Below are 16,594 nucleotides of genomic sequence, written 5' to 3' on the forward strand. Positions count from 1 at the left end.
TTATTATAATATGAAAAAAAGAATACTTATTTTTTCATTGCTATTTTGTGCTTTTTTTGCTGGTGCTCAAGATAAAAAAGCTTGGAAAGAAGTTGATAATTCTCTTGAGTTTATCCAAAGTAAACTAAGAAGAGAAGTTTTACCTACTCAGTACAAACTGTTTACTTTTGATTACGACAAATTCAAATCGCAATTAGTTAATGTTCCTGTTCGAGGAGAGTTTACAGGTATTTCAAATGTAATTGTTTCTTTTCCAATGCCAAATGGTACCGTAGAAGATTTTAGAATTATCGAAGCATCTACTTTTGAAAAAAGTTTACAAAGTCAATTTCCTGAAATTAGATCTTATGCCGGTCAAGGTGTAAATGATCCTTCAAATGTAATTCGTTTTAGTGTTTCACCGTATAATGGTGTAAGTGCTTTAATTCGTTCAGGATCAAACGGAACAACTTATGTTATCGATCCAATTTCAATGGATTACAAAACCGTTATTGTCTTCGATAGAGTTCATTCTAAAAAAGAATCTGGTTTTACATGTACTACTGAAGAAGCAGTACAGCAATTTGGGCAGGTTTTAAATCGTCCATCAGATGGTAATGTTGTTTTAAACAACGCAGATGACGGTGTGTTAAGAAGTTTCAGAATGGCACAATCGTGTACTGCAGAATATTCAAATTATTTTGGAGCAACTTCTGCAGCGCAAGTTAATTTAGTTTTGGCGGCATTTAACAGAACTTACACAAGAGTAAATGCTGTGTTTGAAATGGATTTTAATGCAACAATGGTTTTAATTGCTAGCACGGTTAATGTAATTTATTATAATGCTGCAACAGATCCATATACTGCATCAACTAATATGGACCCATGGAATTATGAATTAATGACAACTTTAAGTAGTGTTATTGGAAATTCAAATTTTGATATTGGTCATTTGTTCGGAGCTTCTGGTGGTGGTGGAAATGCTGGGTGTATTGGTTGTGTATGTAGTAACGACCAAACAACAACTACTTATGCAGGTGATCCTCAACTTTATCCAGTTGCTTACAAAGGAAGTGGCTATACTTCGCCTTCTAACGGAATACCTGAAGGTGACTTTTTTGACATCGATTACGTAGCACATGAAATCGGACATCAATTAGGAGGTAACCATACGTTTTCTCATAGTACTGAAAATAATGCCGTAAATATGGAACCTGGTTCAGGAGTAACTATTATGGGATATGCTGGAATTACAGGAGCTACAGATGTTGCGGCACATTCAATTCCAATTTTTCATGCAGGTTCAATCCAGCAAATTACTAATAATATTAAAGGGAAAAGTTGTCCTACATTGCTAAATACGGGTAATGCAGTGCCAGTTCCTTCGGCTCCAGCTACAAAAACATTACCAATTGGTACTGCTTTTAAATTAACAGGAACTGCAACAGATGCAAATGCTGGAGATGTTTTATCGTATTGTTGGGAACAAGTTAATGATGCAACAACTGTTGGAGCGGCAGCATCTTATCCTTCAGGAACAAAAACAAATGGAGCTAATTTCCGCTCTTTTATGCCAAAAAATAATGGTACAAGATATTTCCCTAGATTAGAAGATCACGTTGCAAACGGTATCAACGGAAATCCATGGGAAATTATTCCAACAATAAATAGAACATTAAATTTTAGAATGACGGTTCGAGATAACAGACCGGGTGGAGGTAATAACGAAAGTGCTAATACTGCAGTTACTTTTGACGCTACTAAAGGTCCTTTCCTTATTACTTCACAAAATACAGCCGGAATTAGTTATACACAAGGTTCTACTCAAACAGTTACTTGGTCAGTTAATGCTACCAATACTATGACTGGCGCAGCAAACGTAAACATTAAGCTTTCAACAGATGGCGGACAAACCTATCCGATAATTTTAGCTGCAAATACTACTAATGATGGAACTCAAACGGTTACTATTCCTAATGTTTCTGCTCCTTTCTGTAGAATTTTAATTGAGCCAACTGCAAATGATTTTTATGCCATTAACTCGCAAAATTTTGCTATTGGTTATACTGTAAATGATGTTTGTAATACCTATACAAGAACACTAACAACAGGAAATGTTATCACGGCTCAAAACCCTCTTGCTTATCAGAATTTTTCATTGAATATTCCTGATAATGTTGTAATTACAGATGTAAATGTTACTTCAAATGTAACACATGCAAGAAGAAATCAGGTATATGCCGCTATTAATAGTCCAGCTGGAACATTTGTTCAATTATTTACTGATGGAGGTTGTTCTAATGCAATTTCTGATTTATCGGGAACTTGGGACAGTCAATCTGGAACAGCTGCAGGATGTGGTGCAAATAATAACTTTGGTACAATGAGACCAACAGGTGATTTAAATACTTTAAACGGACAAAGTTCATTAGGAAACTGGTTCTTTAGAGTTGCCGATGTTACTGCAGATGCAAGAGATGGTGTGCTTAATAGTTTTTCAATTCAAATTTGTTACAAACAGATTGTAGAATCTCCAAATGCTTGTGGTGTAATTACTACTACTTGGAATGGAACTACTTGGTCAAACGGAACGCCACTGAAAAATGTAGTTGCAATTTTTAATGGTAATTATTCATCAACGGCCGACCTTGAAGCGTGTTCAGTTATTGTAAATAGTGGTTTTAATGTTGTGTTTAATCCAGGACATACTCTAATTGTTGGTAACGAAGTTACGGTTAACGGAACAGGAACATTAACTATCGAAAATAATGCTGCTTTACGTCAAATAACAGAACAAGCAATCAATGAAGGAAATATTATTGTTAAAAGAAGTTCTACACCTATGATTCGTCAAGATTATACGGCTTGGTCTTCACCAGTTGCCGGACAACAATTATTAGCATTCTCGCCTAATACAGTTACTACTCGTTTTTATGAGTATTTGTACACAGGAACAACAACTCCTACGGCTTATCAATCAATAACGCCTACAAATAATTTTGTTTCCGGTAAAGGATATATGATTCGTGTAGATAATAATTGGTCATCTATTACTCCAGCACCTTATAACGGACAATTTACGGGAGTTCCATTTAATGGAGATTTATCAGTAAATTTAGGAAGAGGTTTTAATTTAATTGGAAATCCATATGCATCACCTATTAATGCAGATAGATTCTTAAATGACAACGAAACAACAGTTGGAGCCTTATATTTCTGGACACACTCAGTGGCTGCAAGTGGAGGTGTTTATCCAGTTAATAATTATGCAAGTTATACTAAATTAGGGGGAACTGCAGCTGCAGCTGGCGGACCAGTGCCTAATGGAACTATTCAAACGGGTCAAGGTTTTTATGTAAGAGCTTATGATTTTGGTACTGCATTGTTTTCTAATTTCCAAAGAGTTAATGCTTCAGTTTCTACACAGTTTTACAGAACTTCAGAAGCAACAACTTCTGTGGCTGAAAAACATAGAATTTGGTTAAACTTAAACGATTCGAATGTTTCTTATAATCAAATGTTAGTAGGTTATACTGAAGGAGCAACTTCAGGATTTGACATTGCAATAGACGGTAGAATTTTAGATGATTCTAAACCAAACTTATATTCGGTATTAAATGCTGATAAATTAGTAATTCAAGGAAAAGGGTTGCCTTTTACTGATGAGGATATTGTTCTTTTAGGATTGAAAGTATTAGTTCCAGGAAACTATTCGATTTCGTTAGAAAATGTTGATGGATTATTTGTAAATCAAGATGTTTTTGTAAAAGATAAGTATTTGAATGTTATTCATAATATCAAACAAGGCGCTTATTCATTTACATCACAAGAAGGAACATTTGAAGATCGTTTTGAATTGGTTTACAAAAACACAACATTAGGAGGTGAAGATTTTGTTAATGAAAATGCATTAACAGTCTACACTTCAAACAACGGTATTGTTGTAAATTCTTCAGAAATGATTTCAGAAGTAGTTGTTTATGATGTTTTAGGAAGAAAATTACACCAACAAACAGTTAATCAAGAAGAGGTTGTTATCTCTAAGATTGTAAAATCAAACCAAGCCTTATTGGTTAAGACAACATTGTCAAATGGTCAAGTAATTACGAAGAAAGTAATTTATTAATAAAAACAATATTTTTTGAAAAGCTCGGTATTTACCGAGCTTTTTTTATTAAATTCATTTATTAATTGTTAAATATTAAAAACTTTATTATGTTTGCTATTAATTCCCCAAATTAAAAAATAATGAAAAAAACCTACTTATTCGTTGTAGTGTTTATGCTTGCTTGTTTTCAAAGTATAAATGCTCAATCTAAACGTGTAATTGAAAAAAAGAATTCTAATTCTTTAATTAACAACGAGAGTTCTCGTGAAAATTCTCAAGATTTTAATTTTTCTGAATCGGTTAATAGAGCGAGGCAGTTTTCGCCTAATGGCATAGTAAGATGTGCTACTAGCGAATACACAAAGCAAAAACAAAAAGCTGGATTAGCACCATCTGATGAAGACTTTGAAAGATGGTTAGCGCCTAGAGTTCAGGAAATTAAAAGATTAAGAAGACAAGGGAGATTGCCTTCAGTTATTACCATTCCAGTTGTAGTTCATGTTATTCATAATGGAGACGCAATTGGTGCTAATGAAAACATCGCAGATGGTCAAGTGCTATCGCAAATAACAGTATTTAATCAAGATTTTAGAAGAATGGTTGGAACTCCAGGATATAACACAAATCCTGTAGGAGCTGATACAACTATTGAATTTTGTTTGGCCCAAGTAGATCCAAATGGTAATCCAACAAACGGAATTGATAGAAGAAATCTTGGAATTGCAAGTTTTGATAATGCGGCAGTAGAAACAGCAAAGGCAAATACAATTTGGGATCCTACCAAATATTTAAATATGTGGACCTTTAGTTTTGGAGGTGATTTAGCAGGGATTTTAGGATATGCACAATTTCCATCGGGTTCAGGTTTAGCAGGTATGCCAGTTGCAGATTGTATTGCAGGAGAGGCTTCTACTGATGGTGTAGTTTGTAGCTATGATACTTGGGGTTCTCGAACAATTTTTCCAACAGGAAACTATGGTGGAACACAATACGACAAAGGAAGAACAATGACTCATGAAGTAGGTCACATGTTTGGATTACGTCATATTTGGGGTGATGGTGGCTGTGGTGTAGATGATTTTTGCGCCGATACTCCATTGTCTGATGCAGCAAATTATGGTTGTCCTACAACAAATAGTTGTGTAGATTCTCCTGTTGATTACAACGATATGGTTCAGAACTACATGGATTATAGTGATGATGCTTGTATGAACATTTTTACAGAAGATCAAAAAGATAGAATTCTAGCCGTACTTATGAATTCTCCAAGAAGAGATGATTTGTTAACTTCAACAGTTTGTAATCCTGTTTCTGTTCCTTATATTCAATTCAAAAGACAAGTTTGCGAACAAAGAGTAGCAAAATCTATAATCGAAGGAAATGGTTGTAATTATACAGAATTTACGGTTCCACTTAATATTGATAAAGCACCTTCTGCAAATGCTGTTGTAAGTTTCTTTATAGATGCTTCATCTCAAGCAGATGCTACAGATATTCAAATAATGACGCCAACGGTTACTTTTAACTCAGGTTCTACAGCAGATCAAAATTTAGTATTTAGAATTTTCAATGACGGAGTTCAAGAAATAGACGAAGAATTAGTTATTTCTTTTACAGTTAATGCTAATGGTGGAAATGCTGTTATGAATACAGAAGGGAACTTCTTTTCACTAACAATTGTAAATGATGACGCGGCTCCAACATTAGTTGAAACATTAACACTTATCAATGAAGATTTTGAAGATCCTTCAGATTGGTTAATTTTTGATGCTGATGGAGATGGAAGAGATTGGGGGCTAATTAACGCTGACGGATTAGGAACACCTCCAAATACAATTTCTGGAACTTGTGCTTATTCTGAAAAGCGATTAAATTATTTAGGTACAGGAACAGGTAATGCAAATCCAAATAATTATTTTATAAGTCCTCAAGTAACAATTCCTGCAAATGCAACATCAGTTTCTTTTTCATATATAGTAGCAGGTTACGATAATACTGCTCAAACAAGAAATGCAGGAAACTACAGTGTTTATTTTACTACAAGTATTGCTAATGAAGCTGCAATTTTAGCTGGAACTGTTATTCAAGCAAATGCGGTGGTTAATGAGAATACTTCACAATTAAGAACCTATAATTTGTTGGCATTAGCAGGTCAAACAGGGTATATTGTATTTAGACATAATAATACAGGAACAACAAATGTAGGGTTACTTTTATTAGATACTGTTCTACTACAAGCTGTAGCTACTAAAAACGTTCAAACAGAGGTGAATAACCCAACGCGTTATCAAGCTACATTCCCATCATCGGGTACTATCTATACATCTGATGTTACTTCTGGTAGAGTAATGGCAAATGTAACTAGCGCAGCAAGCTTTAATTACGGATGTACGACAGTTGAAGTGGATAGAAGTCAAGTTTCTGCTGGTGCACCAACAGTTAATTTTATAGATACTACAGCCCCAAATAGAGTTTTATCAAAGACTTTTTATGTTAATCCAGCGAATGATAACGCATCGGGTAATTTTACAGTTAAATTGTATTTTACAGAAGCAGAAGTTGCTGCTTGGGAAGCTGCTACAGGTAAATCAAGGACAAGTTTAAGAATAATTAAAGTGGTTGATAATAGTATTAGTTCTGTTAATTCAACAAATTATGAGAATTTTACTATTACTGAAGTTCCTGCAACAATAGGTGCTTTCGGTACAAACGTTACTTTTGAAGCTACTTTTAATTCTAACTTAAGAGGAGGTTATGCTGTGGGTCCTGCAACTGGACTTATTTGTGGAGATTTTACAACAACATGGAATGGGACTGCTTGGAGTAGTGGTGTACCAACAAAATTACACGCTGTAACAATTACGGGTAATTATTCTTCTTCATCTAATTTAGAAGCTTGTTCAGTAACAATTTCAAGTGGAGCAAATGTTGTTTTTAACCCTAATCATACTTTAATTGTTGAAGGAGATGTTGTTGTAAATGCAGGCGGAAGCTTAACCATTGAAAATAATGCAGCATTAAGACAATTAAATGATACAGCTGTAAATACAGGATCAATTACTGTTAAACGATCATCATCTGCAATGAGAAGATTAGATTATACGGCTTGGTCATCTCCGGTTGCTAACCAACAATTGTTGGCTTTCTCACCAAATACAATTAGTACTCGTTTTTATGAGTATTTGTTTACAGGGACAACAACCCCAACAGCTTATCAATCGGTTAATCCAAATAATAATTTTATTTCTGGTAAAGGTTACATGATTCGTGTGGCGGATGATTGGTCGGCTACTGTTGCGTCGGCATATAATGGTCAGTTTTTTGGAACTCCAGTAAATGGTGTTGTTTCTCAAAATGTTGGTGTGGGATATAATCTTTTAGGAAATCCTTATCCATCACCTATTAACGCAAATAAATTCTTTGCAGATAACTCTTCTATTGGAACGCTTTATTTTTGGACAAATACAACGCCTGCATCAGGAGGCGTTTATCCACAAAATAACTTTGCTTCTTATACAACTTTAGGTGGTGCGGCGGCTTTTGGTAGTGCTGTTGTTCCAAATGGAACTATTCAAACAGGACAAGGTTTCTATGTGTTAAGTTCTGTAGCAAATAATGTTAGTTTTGCAAACAATTTAAGAGAGAATGCTTCGGTTTCTACACAGTTTTACAGAACTTCAGAAGCAACAACTTCTATGGCTGAAAAACATAGAATTTGGTTAAACTTAAACGATTCGAATGTTTCTTATAATCAAATGTTAGTAGGTTATACTGAAGGAGCAACTTCAGGATTTGACATTGCAATAGACGGTAGAATTTTAGATGATTCTAAACCAAACTTATATTCGGTATTAAATACTGATAAATTAGTAATTCAAGGAAAAGGGTTGCCTTTTACTGATGAGGATATTATTCCTTTAGGGTTAAAAGTATTAGTTCCAGGAAACTATTCAATTTCGTTAGAAAATGTTGATGGCTTATTTGTAAATCAAGACGTTTTTGTAAAAGATAAGTATTTGAGTGTTATTCATGATATCAAACAAGGCGCTTATTCATTTACATCACAAGAAGGAACATTTGAAGATCGTTTTGAATTGGTTTATAAAAACACAACATTAGGAGGTGAAGATTTTGTTAGCGAAAACGCATTAACAGTCTACACTTCAAACAATGGTATTGTTGTAAATTCTTCAGAAATGATTTCAGAAGTAGTTGTTTTTGATGTTTTAGGAAGAAAATTACACCAACAAACAGTTAATCAAGAAGAGGTTGTTGTTTCTAAGATTGTAAAATCAAACCAAGCCTTATTGGTTAAGACAACATTGTCAAATGGTCAAGTAATTACGAAGAAAGTAATTTATTAATAAAAATAATATTTTTTGAAAAGCTCGGTATTTACCGAGCTTTTTTTGTTAATTAATTAATAATAAATATATTTGATTTCCCAAATCTATAAACATGAAAAATAAATTACTTAAAATTGGTGTGTTAGCGCTAATTCTTTCGGCTTCCTTTTATTTTTTCTCAAATTCTGAACAAGAGTTTCAAAAAGAAAGTAAAAAAGAAGAAGTAAAGTCAGTTGATACCAATTCAAAACTAAATGTTACCGATAAAAAGGAAACAATAGTTAATCAACCTTCGAAAACTAACATTCAGTTAGATCTTAGAAAATCACAGACTGTAAATTTATCTCAATCAATTCAAGAAGAAAAAGTTCAAAAACTTTTTAAAAGAGAACTAGATTCTATTGATCAAATTAGAGAAAAATACCAACAATTTATAGTAAATCATCCATTTAGAGAAAGGATGAAATTGCCAAAGGCACAAAGAAAAGCAATGGGATTACCTCCTAATGCATTTAATGAGCAAGAATGGTTATATACAGCTGATCCAAATTTAGGAAGACCTACTCCTGAAGTTGTTTTAGACTTACAAAAAACATTAGATAGACAATTAGAAGAAGGAAGAGTTCCAGGTGATGGTCTAGATAATCAATGGGTTGAAAGAGGACCAAACAATGTAGGCGGAAGAACAAGAGTTTTGCAATTTGCTCCAGGAAGTACAACCAAGGTTTTTGCGGGTGCAGTAAGCGGTGGTTTATGGGTAAATAATGATATTACAAATGCAACTTCATCTTGGACACAAGTTTCGGGAGTTCCTAGTAATATGGCGGTTACTTGTATGACTATAGATCCTCAAAATTCTAATATTATGTATATTGGAACAGGTGAAGTTTATACTTGGGGAGCAGTAAATGGTAACGGAGTATACAAATCAATTGATGGTGGTGTAACTTGGAGATTAATTTTTGGAACTTCAATAGGTGCTGGTATAGCAGATCAATTAACGTATATTCAAGATATTATTGCTTGGGTTAATCCCAGTACAGGTTTAACAGAAATTTATTTTGGTGCTGATGCCATGTTTTATTCTGAAGCGGTTGGAGCAACGCAATGGTTAGGAGTGAATACAATTGGCTTGTGGAAAAGTACAGATGGATTAAACTTTGCTAAGTTTACCAATGTAGCTTTACAAACTACTGCAACTACTTATTGCGCACCAAATACTTTTACTATTGATGCTAACGGAGATTTGTTCATGGGTACAAAAAGAAGTGCTTATGGAACAGGTGGCGGAAGAATTTACAAATGTACAAATGGTACTAACTGGACTTTAGTAAGAACCTTAACAGCTAATGGAAGAGTACAATTAGTAGCTTCTAAAACTACAGTGGGTAGAATGTATGCTTTATGCGAAAATTATGCTACAGGATTACCTGTAATAAGAAGATCTACGGATGCCTTTGCAACTGTTGATACCAATGTTCCTTTGCCTGTGAGTTCAGGGAATCAACCTCCTGCAGCAACTGACTTTTGTAGAAATCAAGCTTTTTATGATTTAATGATAGGGATGAACCCAACAAATGATAGTGAGGTTTATGTTGGAGGAATTGAAATATTCAAAAACACGAATGCATTTAAAGCGTCACCAGTGGCGGGAGATTGGACTCAATTAACGGATTGGACGGTAAATCCTACTGCAAACGGAAATGCAACGGCAAATTCTTTAGACGGTGTACATTCAGATCATCATGTAATGGCTTTTTGTCCTAGTCAAACATCAAGAGTTGTTTTTGGATGTGATGGAGGAGTTTATTACAGTAATAATTCAGGAACTTCAATTGGTGAAAGAAATAAAGATTATAACGTAACTCAAGTTTACAAAGGATCAATTGATCAATCCATTGCAGGAAATAAAATGTTGGGCGGTTTGCAAGATAACGGTTCCCAATTGGTTTCTAATCCTGCTACTACAGGTGCAGGAAATGAAGTTTATGGCGGTGATGGATGTTGGGAGTTTATTGATAAGCAACAGCAATACATGGTGGTTTCTTATGTATATAATACTTATATCTATTGTACGTATGCAGGAGTTGCAACAGCTTACATTGCTAATGATAATGGTGGAAGTGATGGAGACTTCGTTAATCAGTGTGGATTAGATAGTAATTCAAATATTTTATATGCTAATGGAACGTCTGGAACTACATATCGAATTTATAGATATGCTATTAATCCAAGTACAGGAGCAACCACTACTACTACTTTAACAGATGCTTCTATTAATGCTATTCCAACCTATTTTGAGCCTTCTCCTTATACAACAAACAGAATAATGGTAGGATTGTCAAATGGTAGATTAATTCGAATGAATAGTGCAAACGCTGCAACACCAACCTATGTAACTTTAACAACGCCATTTACAGGAGCTATTTCTGATATCAAATACGGAAATTCTGAAAATGATTTATTTGTTACGATTCATAATTATGGTGTAACAAGTGTTTGGTATTCTGCTGATGGTGGAGCAAATTGGGCTAATAAAGAAGGCGATCTTCCTAATATTCCAGTAAAATGTATTTTGCAAAATCCTAATGCAACTAACGAAGTTATCATTGGAACAGAATTAGGAATTTGGTATACCGTAAACTTTAATGCTGCAACTCCAACATGGAGAAGAGCAAACGCTGGAATGAAAGATTGTAAAGTACTTTCATTGGATTACAGAGCTGCAGATAAAACTATTTTAGCAGCAACTTTTGGAAGAGGAATGTGGACAGGTCAATTTTGGCAATGTGGTGATTTAACAACTTCTTGGAACGGTTCTACTTGGTCTAATGGCGCACCTACATCAAAAACGGCTGTTACATTTGCAGGAAATTATACTTCTACAGCTAGTTTAGATGCTTGTTCAGTAACTGTAAATTCAGGAGCTAATGTCGTATTTAACTCAGGACATTCTTTACGCGTTGGAGAAAATATCACAGTTAACGGAACAGGAACTTTAACATTTGAAAATAATTCAGCATTAGTTCAGTACACAAAACACGCTGTAAATACTGGAAATATAACGGTTAAAAGAAATTCAGCTAATATGATTCGTCAAGATTATACAGCTTGGGGTTCGCCAGTTTCAGGACAAAATCTTTTAGCATTTTCACCTAACACATTAACAAATCGTTTTTATCAATATTTGTTTACAGGAACAACAACTCCAACAGCTTATCAATCATTAGATCCTTCAACTAATAGCTTTCAAACAGCAAAAGGATATATGATTCGTGTGGCTAATAATTGGACCTCAATTGCTCCAGGAACATCATTCTTGGGTCAGTTTACTGGAGTTCCAAATAATGGTTCAATTACATTTGCGGTTGGTCAAGGATATAATTTACTTTCAAATCCGTATGCTTCACCAATTAATGCTAAAACGTTTATGATTAACAATCCAAAAGTTGATGCATTGTATTATTGGACTCATACCGTTCCGGCAAGTGGTGGAACTTATCCTTCTAATAACTATGCTTCTTATACTATTCTTGGTGGAACCGCATCGGCAAATGGTAGTGCAATTCCAAATGATTACATCCAAGTAGGACAAGGATTTTTTGTTCAAGCAAATTCAGCTTTTAATGTGAATTTTGAAAACGAATATCGTGTTGATGCAGCATTAAGTACTCAGTTTTTCAGACTTCAAAATACAGTACAAAATGTTTCAGAAACAGAGAAACACAGAATTTGGTTAAATTTAAATTCAAGTACAAACGCACATAATCAAATTTTAGTAGGTTACATGAATGGAGCAACTGCTGGATTTGACAAAAAGATTGATGCTTTAGCTTTAGAAACATCAAAATCTATGATTTACAATATTATTGATGATAAAGAATATGTAATTCAAGGAAGAAGCTTGCCTTTTGATGAAAATGATATTGTTCCAATAGGTTTCAAAGCAACAGAGAACAGTTCTTTTGAAATTGAAATTAATAGTTTTGATGGAATATTCGAAAACCAAGAGGTGTATTTAAAAGATAATTTTATTGGAGCTATTCATAACTTAAAAGAAGGAAAATATTTCTTCTTATCTCAAATAGGTGATTTTAAAAATCGTTTTGAATTGGTATTTAAAAAACCATCAGTTTCACAAGAAATTATAGTTGATAATCAAGTATTCGTTTTTGTTAACGCTGGAAAAATTAATTTAACTTCATCAGATAAAAACATTCAATCTTTTGAAATTTATGATGTTTTAGGGAAACAAATTGTTTCAAAAAACAACATTAATAATAAAGAATATATTGTTTCAGGTTTAACATCAAGCAATCAATCTTTAATCGTTAGATTAGTCTTAGAAGATGGTCGTCAGATTACTAAAAAAGTAGTTTTTTAAACCTAAAATAGTTTTGCTTAAAAGCCCAATCGTTAAAGATTGGGCTTTTTTTATTTCATTTGAAATCAATTTTGTATTTTTGAACTTTATCAAACAATCACAATGGACAATATAAAACAATACGTTCAAGAAAATAAAGAACGTTTTTTAAACGAATTAATCGAACTTTTAAAAATACCATCAGTAAGTGCTGATAGCGCTTATGCTCACGATGTAGTATTAACAGCCGAAGCAGTTAAAGCAAGTTTAGAAAAAGCAGGTTGCGATTTCGTAGAACTTTGCGAAACACCAGGTTATCCAATTGTTTACGGAGAAAAAATCATCGATAAAAATTTACCAACAGTTTTAGTGTACGGACATTACGATGTACAACCACCTGATCCAATGGATTTATGGACATCGCCACCTTTTGAACCTGTAATCAAAACAACAGAAATTCACCCTGAAGGCGCTATTTTTGCTCGTGGTGCTTGTGATGATAAAGGTCAAATGTACATGCATGTAAAAGCGTTTGAATACATGATTCAAAACAATTGCTTACCATGTAACGTAAAATTCATGATTGAAGGCGAAGAAGAAGTAGGTTCTAAAAGTTTAGGTTGGTTTGTAGAAAGAAATCAAGAGAAGTTAGCGAATGATGTGATTTTGATTTCAGATACCGGAATGATTTCTAATCAACAGCCTTCTATTACAACTGGGTTAAGAGGTTTAAGTTATGTTGAGGTAGAAGTTACGGGTCCAAATAGAGATTTACATTCAGGTTTATACGGTGGGGCGGTTGCAAATCCAATTAATGTATTAACTAAAATGATTGCTTCGTTGCATGATGAAAACAATCATATTACGATTCCAGGTTTTTACGATAAAGTAGAAGAATTATCTGCTGCTGAAAGAGCTGAAATGGCAAAAGCACCATTCTCATTAGAAAAATACAAAAAAGCCTTAGATATCGAAGATGTTCATGGAGAAACAGGTTATGTTACCAATGAAAGAAATTCGATTCGTCCAACTTTAGATGTTAATGGAATTTGGGGTGGTTATACTGGTGAAGGAGCTAAAACAGTTATCGCAAGTAAAGCATTTGCGAAAATTTCGATGCGTTTAGTGCCTAACCAAGATTGGGAAGAAATTACCGAATTATTCAAAAAACATTTCGAAAGTATCGCGCCTAAATCAGTGAAAGTAGTGGTAAAACCACATCATGGTGGACAAGGTTATGTTACGCCAATTGATAGCGTTGGTTATAGAGCAGCTAACAAAGCATACACTGAAACTTTTGGAGTTCCTGCAATTCCAGTTCGTTCAGGAGGAAGTATTCCAATTGTGGCGTTATTTGAGAAGGAATTAAAGAGCAAAACCATTTTAATGGGCTTTGGTTTAGATAGTGATGCAATTCACTCTCCAAACGAACATTTTGGTGTTTTCAATTACTTAAAAGGAATTGAAACCATTCCGTTATTCTACAAGTATTTTACAGAAATGAATAAATAAAAAAAATCCCGATGTAAATCGGGATTTTTTATTGGAGTTCAATCCATTCGTTATGTTTAAAATGACTCCATTTGGCCTTAGCCATATCAAACTTTGGATCAATTAAAGTTTTGTATTCTTTTCGATTGATGCTGTTTTTACAATCAATATAAATGGCAATAGGTTTTCCTTTGTATTCCTCTTTGATGCGTTGACAGTATTGCCAAATAAAATCGGGTTTTGTGGCTAAATTTTGCGCTTGTTTATCGGTTAGGTTTTTTCTGTAATTGTAAATTGAAACACTTCCCGTTTTTGAATCTTTAATTTGGATTGTGATGTAGCCGTTTCTTTCGCGAAGCATCATGCGCCAACTTAATCGGTGTCCTTCTTCTGTCCAAAGTACATCACCTTCAATAAAATGATGACGAAGAGGTAGTGCAATTTGAATTATTAAATACGGAATCATTAAAAAATAAAGGATTCTTTTTCTGTAGAAATTTTGACTTAAGTTTTCATCTTCAAGTTTTGACTTTTTTCTTAAAAATATTCTTCGGATGGTCTCGGGTTCATAAAAGAACAAGGCAAAAGTCAGAGCAAAAAACGGGAAAATTCCGATTTGTAATGTTATCGAATTGAAAATGTGAAAAATCACGGAAGCGATTAAAGCAAGAGTTCTTGTTTTTTTGAACAATAGCAATGGTACAATCAATAAATCAAATAAAATTCCGGCATAAGCAATAAAAAGGTAAAACCATTTTTGAGAAAAAAATTCTAAAAATAAAGGTTTTGAAGTGGAGCTAGCTAACAAGTTTTTTGTAAAAGTGCCGTCTAGCCAATCGGGATAAAATTTTGCAATTGAAGCATAAAAATAAACAACAGCAACTTGAATAATAAAAAGTAAATTTATCCAATAAGGCATTGTTTTTTCTTCTGAAACGCGATTTTGTTTTACATCTAGTGAGGCATATCTATTTGCTGGAAGAAAAATCATCAAAAAACTAATTAAAAGCAATAAGTAATAATGATTATTGTATGATGATTTCTGCATGAAATAGACACCAGCCCACAAAAGAGTATAGGCAATTATGGCGATTCGGTATCGATAACCAAGCATTATCGCTAATCCGAAAAATCCCATTAGAGCAAAATAGAAATACATGCCAAAACCTGGTAAAGGTTGAAGCCACTCAAAACCAATAAAAGAAAATGTAAATTCAGGGTCAATCAAAACGCGTTTTACCCATCCGGTTAAAATGGCGCCAAAACTTTCACAAGCAACTAAAAATCCAAAAAAGATTCGGAAAACAATTAATGGACTGTTATCTATTGCTTTGAAAAAGATTTTCATTTTAAATTTTGAATATAATTTAGTGAAAATAATTTGTCCTTCTCAAGTTGGGCTTGTAATTCGGTTAGTGAATTGAATTTTTGCTCTTCTCTAATGTGTTCCAGAATCGAAATTTGAAGGTTTTTGTTATAAATATCTTCGTTAATATCAAAAAAGTGGATCTCAATTGATTGTTCGTTGTCGCCTAAAGTTGGATTTTTGCCAATATTCATCATGCCAAAATGCAAAATGTTATCAATTTTGCTTGAAACAATATAAACACCATTCTTTGGTAAAAGTTTGTAGTTTTCGTTGATTTGAATGTTAGCTGTTGGAAAACCAATAGTTCGTCCTATTTTTTTGCCTTCAACAACTTTTCCAGAAATAAAATAAGAGTATCCTAAATATTCGTTGGCTAGTTTAATGTTAGCTTCTAATAAAGCTTTTCTAATTTTGGTAGAACTAACTGCTATTTCGTCAATTTCTTTGGCATTAATTTGCTCTACTTCAAATTTGTATTTTTTTCCAAATAAAATCAAATCATTAATATCGGCAGTTCTATTTTTTCCAAAACGATGGTCGTGTCCAATAATTATTTTGTGAATGTTTAATTTATTAACCAAAATATTTTTTACAAATTCTTCGGCAGATAAATTAGAAAAAACTTCGTCAAAAGGATGAATTATTAAATTGTCAATTCCAAATTTTTCTAGTAAAGTAGCTTTTTCATCAATCGTGTTTAATAATTTAATAGATGAATCTTGTTGTAGAACCATCCTTGGATGAGGAAAAAAAGTAAGTACTAAACTTTCATATTGATTGTTTTGAGTTGCATTTTTCATCTTTTCTAAGATAGATTTATGCCCCAAATGAACACCATCAAAAGTTCCAATGGTGATTATGGTTTTTTTTGAGCAATCAAATGAATTAATGGAATTGGATACTTTCAAAACTAAATTTTTACAAAAATAAAAAGGATT

General features: G+C 33.4%; 6 protein-coding genes. 4 read left to right on the forward strand and 2 right to left on the reverse strand.

Annotated elements, in window-relative coordinates:
* Positions 1–10: 10 nt before the first annotated feature.
* The 4 genes from B0I03_RS06545 (at position 11) to B0I03_RS06560 (ending at position 14,308) form a co-directional block, all read left to right on the forward strand.
* Complete coding sequence (locus B0I03_RS06545) at positions 11–4,105, forward strand: reprolysin-like metallopeptidase (RefSeq protein ID WP_111566655.1); 4,095 nt, start codon at positions 11–13, stop codon at positions 4,103–4,105.
* Between the two features lie 122 nt (positions 4,106–4,227).
* The gene (locus tag B0I03_RS06550) at positions 4,228–8,451 is read left to right on the forward strand and encodes a M43 family zinc metalloprotease (protein WP_111566656.1); all 4,224 of its coding nucleotides are present in this window, start codon (positions 4,228–4,230) and stop codon (positions 8,449–8,451) included.
* 94 nt (positions 8,452–8,545) lie between these two features.
* A complete protein-coding gene (locus B0I03_RS06555) occupies positions 8,546–12,817 on the forward strand; it encodes a T9SS sorting signal type C domain-containing protein (protein WP_111566657.1) in 4,272 nt (1,423 codons plus the stop codon).
* Between the two features lie 102 nt (positions 12,818–12,919).
* Positions 12,920–14,308: a dipeptidase gene (locus B0I03_RS06560; protein WP_111566658.1), complete on the forward strand. Its 1,389-nt coding sequence runs from the start codon at positions 12,920–12,922 to the stop codon at positions 14,306–14,308.
* A 28-nt stretch (positions 14,309–14,336) separates the two neighbouring features.
* On the opposite strand, the gene B0I03_RS06565 is transcribed toward B0I03_RS06560, so the two are convergent.
* Together B0I03_RS06565 and B0I03_RS06570 are read right to left on the reverse strand one after the other, a co-directional pair.
* Positions 14,337–15,635, reverse strand: coding sequence for an HTTM domain-containing protein (locus tag B0I03_RS06565; protein WP_111566659.1), 1,299 nt, complete (start codon positions 15,633–15,635; stop codon positions 14,337–14,339).
* On the reverse strand, positions 15,632–16,564 hold the full coding sequence (locus tag B0I03_RS06570; RefSeq protein ID WP_111566660.1) for a bifunctional riboflavin kinase/FAD synthetase: 933 nt from the start codon (positions 16,562–16,564) through the stop codon (positions 15,632–15,634). The genes B0I03_RS06565 and B0I03_RS06570 overlap by 4 nt, the downstream gene beginning before the upstream one ends.
* Between the last annotated feature and the right edge of the window lie 30 nt (positions 16,565–16,594).

This window comes from Flavobacterium aquaticum (assembly GCF_003259835.1).
GTDB lineage: Bacteria > Bacteroidota > Bacteroidia > Flavobacteriales > Flavobacteriaceae > Flavobacterium > Flavobacterium aquaticum.